Here is a 5,507-nt window from a genome sequence, read left to right as displayed (position 1 = left end):
CGCGCCATCGCGGCCGATCGCGACAGGATGCGAGAGGTCATGTCGTTCCACGACCAGATGCGGACCGTCTTCTAACTGGTACCTGCGTCAATGCAGGCAGCAGCGGCAGCATTCCGCGACTTAGTCGAGCTTGCCCATTATTAAGCGCGATATGGGCTGTTGCCGCTGCTTAAATCGAATGGTTGAACCCTTCGATTTCATTGGCACGTTTGCGCGAGCAGCGTGCTGCAGGCTGAAGTACTGGCGCCATTCGATGCCGGCCGGCTAGCGACGTTAATAACGTCATCGTCATCGCGGGTTGTTGCGATCCGTGTAGCAAATTCAGCGGCAACGCATACCATTTGCGAAGCAACAGAACGCCGGACGAGGCACGAACCGACCTAAAACAATCGCCACGCAGGACTGAGGGTGAGGAAAAATCACGCTATCGGACAAGCCCGATAGGCGATCACTGGGAGTATAGATGAACGGACAATATGAACAACGCGAAGCCATGGACTACGATGTCGTTGTCGTCGGCGGTGGTCCGGCTGGGCTTTCGGCCGCTATCCGCCTAAAGCAGCTGGCTGCCGTACAGGACAAGGAAATCTCGGTTTGTGTGCTGGAAAAAGGTGGCGAGCTCGGCGCGCATACCTTGTCCGGCGCTGTCATGGATCCGCGGGCGCTCGATGAACTGTTCCCGACCTGGAGGGAGCTGGGCGCACCACTGAACACCCCGGTCACCGAAGACCGCGTACTGTTCCTAACCAAAACCAAATCCTACGCCACTCCGTCGTTTATGGTTCCGAAAGCGCTAACCAACCACGGCAATTACGTGATTTCGCTCGGCAATGTGGTACGGTGGCTAGGCCTGCAGGCTGAAGCGCTCGGGGTAGAAATCTTCCCAGGCTTCGCAGCGGCGGAGCTCCTGTACAACGACGATGGCTCGGTCAAGGGTGTCGCCACCGGCAATATGGGCGTGAACCGCCACGGCGAGCCGACCGAGAATTTTCAGCTCGGCATAGAGTTGCATGCAAAATATACGCTGTTCGCCGAGGGCTGCCGTGGTCACTTGGGCAAGCAGCTGATCGCGAGATACCAACTGGACAAGGGTAAGGATCCCCAGACCTACGGCATCGGTATCAAAGAGCTCTGGGAAATCGACCCGGCCAAGCACCAGCCAGGGCTGGTGATCCACACGGCCGGCTGGCCGCTGGACTCCAGCACGTACGGCGGCTCATTCCTGTATCACCTTGAGAACAACCAGGTGGCGGTCGGCTTTGTAGTCGGCCTGGCCTACCAGAATCCCTACCTGTCGCCGTATGAGGAATTCCAGCGCTATAAAACTCATCCGGCAATCTGCGGCTTTTTCGAAGGCGGCAAGCGCATTTCCTACGGCGCGCGTGCGATCACAGCCGGCGGGTTGCAGTCGCTGCCGAAAACCGTGTTCCCGGGCGGCGCCTTGATCGGCGATGATGCAGGCTTCCTCAACGTCAGCCGCATCAAGGGGAGTCACGCCGCGATGAAGACCGGCATGCTCGCGGCCGACGCCGCTTTCGCTGCCGTGACGGCCGGCCGCCAGCACGATGAGCTGGCGAGCTATCCGACCGCTTTCGAGCAGTCTTGGCTGTACAAGGAGCTGCACGTGGCGCGCAACTTCAAGCCCTGGATGAGCAAGGGCCTGTACCTGGGCACGATCATGACTGGCATTGACCAGATACTTTTCAAGGGCAGGGCGCCTTGGACTCTGCGCCATAAGCACGCTGACCACGCGTGCCTGCGCCCGGCCGCCGACTTCCGCCCGATCGCTTACCCAAAGCCGGACGGCAAGCTTACCTTCGACCGTATGTCATCGGTGTTTCTCTCGAACACGAATCACGCCGAAGACCAGCCGGTGCACTTGACGTTGAAGAACCCGGCCGTGCCAGTCGTCGTAAACCTGGCAAGGTTCGCGGGGCCAGAACAGCGCTACTGCCCGGCCGGCGTGTACGAGTTCGTCAAAACCGACGAGGGCCATGATCGCTTGCAGATCAATGCGCAGAACTGCGTGCATTGCAAAACCTGCGACATTAAGGATCCAACGCAGAACATCGTGTGGGTGACCCCGGAGGGCGGTGGCGGACCCAATTATCCGAATATGTAAGCGCGGATCTCGGCCGGCCATCCAGTCCCGGTATCGCCGGGATTGCGTCCAACGTGCTTCGAAGGCCATCGAGTCGTGCCAGTTCGCGCCCGTGACCGTAAGGGCCAACGGAATGCCTTGTGCATCTACGACGATATGCCGTTTGGTGTCGAGTTTTCCGCGGTCAGTCGGGCTGGGGCCGGTTTCCTGGCCCCCGGGGGGCTGGCCACACTGGCCCCATCAATACTGGCACGGCTCCAATCAATTTGGCCGTGCTCGCGCAGCCTTTGCAGCAGGGCCAGGTGCAGCTTCGCCCAGACTCCGTCGGCCTGCCAGTCGCGCAGTCGACGCCAGCACGTCATCCCGCTGCCAAAGCCCAGTTCTTGCGGCAACTCCTCCCAAGGAATGTCCGTCTGCAGGACATACAAGATGCCGTTCAACACTGCTCGGTCATCAATCGAACGGTGTCGGCCACCTTTTCGGGAAGGGACAAATTTCGGTATCAGGGGCTCCAGCGCTTTCCACTACTTTTTGCTAACTCTTCGTTTTGCCATGCACCCGACGATACCCCCAGGCATTGCCGCCCGTCCAGTTGCGTTAGCGACTCTAAAGATCCAACGCAGAACATCCTGTGGGTGACGCCGGAGGGCGGTGGCGGACCCAATTATCCAAATATGTAAGCGCGGATGTAGAGATACCGGACCACATCAACAGCAAACGTACAACAACAACCGTTGTACCGTTCTGTATTGCATTTATGCTGGACCTGCACATTTCTCGGTGGCTTATGCCGAGCAGACGACTCCCGGTCCGTTGATACTGCGAGCGAAGGTGGCCTGATTGCTCATCGCAGGACCCAGAAGGCGAGGCCTCGGCTTTGACAATGACGAGTTGATCAGATCCACAGAACTTGCTTTGAGCAGGGCAGATATATTCACCAAACAGTTCAAGTGACAACGCATCTCCTGCGGTTTCACTTGCGCCACCGGACAGCAGTTGGCGCAATAGAAAAGGGTGTTTCCACTGTTGCAGAGCTGGACAATGCTCAGCAAGACTATGTTTGCTCGTCAATGGTTTGGCATTAAATACTAATGAAGGCTGCCACCACGTTGCGGAGTCGACCCGCCTGCTCATGCATCGATTCCGACGCAGCAGCAAGTTCTTCGACAAGCGCAGCATTCTGCTCCGTTGATCTGTCAACGGCCAAGATGGACTGGGATACCTGTTTGATCTCATCGAACTGACGCTGTCCACTCTCAGAGATAGTTCCGATTAGTTCAGTAATCCGCTGTACAGCGTTCATGAGTGCGTGAACCGTCTCGTCCGTGTGAGTCATAAGCTGGTTAGCAGAGTTAATCTGTTCAACTGAGCGCTCGACTAGCGTTTTGATGCCTCGTGCTGCGTCTGCACTTCGACCAGCTAGAGTCCGTACCTCGGTGGCGACAACAGCAAAGCCTCGTCCCGCATTCCCAGCGCGCGCCGCTTCAATGGAAGCATTGATCGCGAGTACATTTGTTTGGAAAGCGATTCCCTCTATCGTCGATGTGATCTCCGCGATGCTCGCGCTCGCGAGCTGCAGCTCCCGCATACTCGCTAGCGTATCGAACATAACCTTATCGCTTGTTTGCGAGTACTCGATAGCTTTACTGCACAAGGACGTCGCGGAATCGGTGGCCCGAGTGTTTGCTTCAACCAGCTTACTTAATCCAGACATTGACATTGTAACCTCTTCCAATCGAGCGGCTTGGGCTTCAGACCTGGCCGAAAGATCGGAGTTCCCGTGAGCAATTTGCTCAGAAGCTACGACCACCTCACTTGAGGCTTCTTTGGCTTCCATAAAGGCTTCGCCTAACTTATTGATAAAGCGATTGAACGCCTCGGCAATTCGACCTAGCTCATCTCGGCTGTTTACGGCAAGGCGAGCGTCCAAGGTGCTTTTGCCGTTCGCCAAAGACTCGACCGAGCTGGAGAGTTCGCTTAGAGGTCGCATGAGTCGACCGACGACGACCGTGATGAGCAGTACCGTCAAGCAAACACAAGTGAGGGCAACGGCCATGTTGAACCATATAAGTTTTTTCACGGGTGCCAAGGCCACCGACTCGGGGTAGCTAACTTTGACGCTCCAAGGGCTAACGCCTTCATTCGGTGTTACAGGGACTACTCGATAAATCCATCCACCTGCAGACCAAGAGGCGGTTCGGCCATGGCGTATCGACAAACGTACCTCTTCGGGAAGATCATCTGCCACCTTTCCCAGCAGCGCCGGGTCGCCTCCACCTACATATACTCCTGAATTCGAAATCAATGCGAGCTTAAAAACTTGGCCTCTTGCTAACCGATCGAGCGTTGCATCTATGCCTTGCAATGTCAGGTCAACACCCACGAGACCGAGGAAACTATCGCCGTCAAGAATCGGAACACTCGCTGACATGATCTTAAGCTGTCGACCATCAGAATTATATTCAAAAGGCTCGATAAGTTGCCCCTTGCGTTTACGTTTTACCGACTCATACCAGTCGTTCGCAGGCGGAGTGGAATAATTATCAAGTGCGCTCGCAACCAGCTTGTGCTCAACCCAATGCCACCACTTCACATAACGTCCGGTCTTATCATGGCCCGGTTTATCCACGTATTGTGCATCTAGACCGTCAAGCGCATTAGGCTCCCAAACCGACGAGAACCCTGTCCAGTCCGGGTGGCTCTCAAGACCGCTGCGAATAAGAACGTCAACTTGTTCACGGGGTATCGGCTGACCAAGCCTTTTCGCGCTCACCAGCGCGTCGGCTACTGCTTGGGATAGGAGAAATGGTTCCCGCAGTTGGGCATTTACCTCTAAAGCCGTCCTTGACGCTTGCGCGTCAATCAGATGCGCCGCAGATTCGTAAGCCTGTGATTGCGCTTGCAAGCCCATAGCTAAAGACGTGATTAACAGGCTGGCAACTGCACAAAGCGTGGCAACGGTTACAACTTTCGCTCTCAACGATAAATTCATTCGAAACTTCGTGTTGTGTGACTTGTGTCCAGGGACGCTCGGGCGGTGCTCGTCCGTATCGTCATCCCGTGCAGGGGGGGCGGAACCGCTTCGACGCGAACTCCGTTTAGCTAATTGGGTCTTCTCGGCTACTTGCCAGTTCGGCAAACGCATTTCAGATGGCTTCATTCGGATCTCGATCGTGCCAGGGTTCGGCACAGGTTGGCGGCGGACATGTTCCGACGTTAGGGCAACAAATCTCTTTGCAGGAGGTTCTTCGAGGCCATATCAAGGTCCGTTAAGGAGCGAACGAGTCATTGCTCCGCTGATGCGGGTCGAAAAATGCAAGCAAAGCGGCATATAGTGGACCCCGAATTTGAGACGGTGGTTTAAGCTGTCGTCCGCGAAAGGATGACAGCGAATGAGTGAAGGTAA

The 5,507-nt window shown here is 56.1% G+C and carries 2 protein-coding genes and 2 pseudogenes; 2 read left to right on the top strand and 2 right to left on the bottom strand.

The annotated features are described in order from the left end of the window. Positions 1-463 precede the first annotated feature (463 nt). Positions 464-2,122, top strand: coding sequence for an electron transfer flavoprotein-ubiquinone oxidoreductase (locus QPK29_RS33250; protein ID WP_371772403.1), 1,659 nt, complete (start codon positions 464-466; stop codon positions 2,120-2,122). A 7-nt stretch (positions 2,123-2,129) separates the two neighbouring features. Here the strand turns inward: QPK29_RS33250 and QPK29_RS33245 are convergent. Then, positions 2,130-2,616 (bottom strand): annotated as a pseudogene (locus QPK29_RS33245) (IS5 family transposase); the annotation flags it as partial. An 87-nt stretch (positions 2,617-2,703) separates the two neighbouring features. Between QPK29_RS33245 and QPK29_RS33240 the strand changes: the two are divergent. Continuing rightward, a pseudogene (locus tag QPK29_RS33240) lies at positions 2,704-2,781 on the top strand (4Fe-4S dicluster domain-containing protein); the annotation flags it as partial. A 401-nt stretch (positions 2,782-3,182) separates the two neighbouring features. Here QPK29_RS33240 and QPK29_RS33235 read toward each other — a convergent pair. Further along, positions 3,183-5,093, bottom strand: coding sequence for a methyl-accepting chemotaxis protein (locus QPK29_RS33235; protein ID WP_371772404.1), 1,911 nt, complete (start codon positions 5,091-5,093; stop codon positions 3,183-3,185). Between the last annotated feature and the right edge of the window lie 414 nt (positions 5,094-5,507).

This window comes from Massilia orientalis, assembly GCF_030411975.2.
In the GTDB taxonomy this organism is placed as follows: Bacteria; Pseudomonadota; Gammaproteobacteria; order Burkholderiales; family Burkholderiaceae_D; genus Telluria; species Telluria orientalis.
This window is presented reverse-complemented; position numbering and strand designations above follow the sequence as displayed.

Excerpts from the sequence above, each read along its gene's own strand:
- QPK29_RS33250 (WP_371772403.1), top strand. The coding sequence starts at position 464 with ATGAACGGACAATATGAACAACGCGAAGCCATGGACTACGATGTCGTT.
- QPK29_RS33235 (WP_371772404.1), bottom strand. The coding sequence starts at position 5,093 with ATGAATTTATCGTTGAGAGCGAAAGTTGTAACCGTTGCCACGCTTTGT.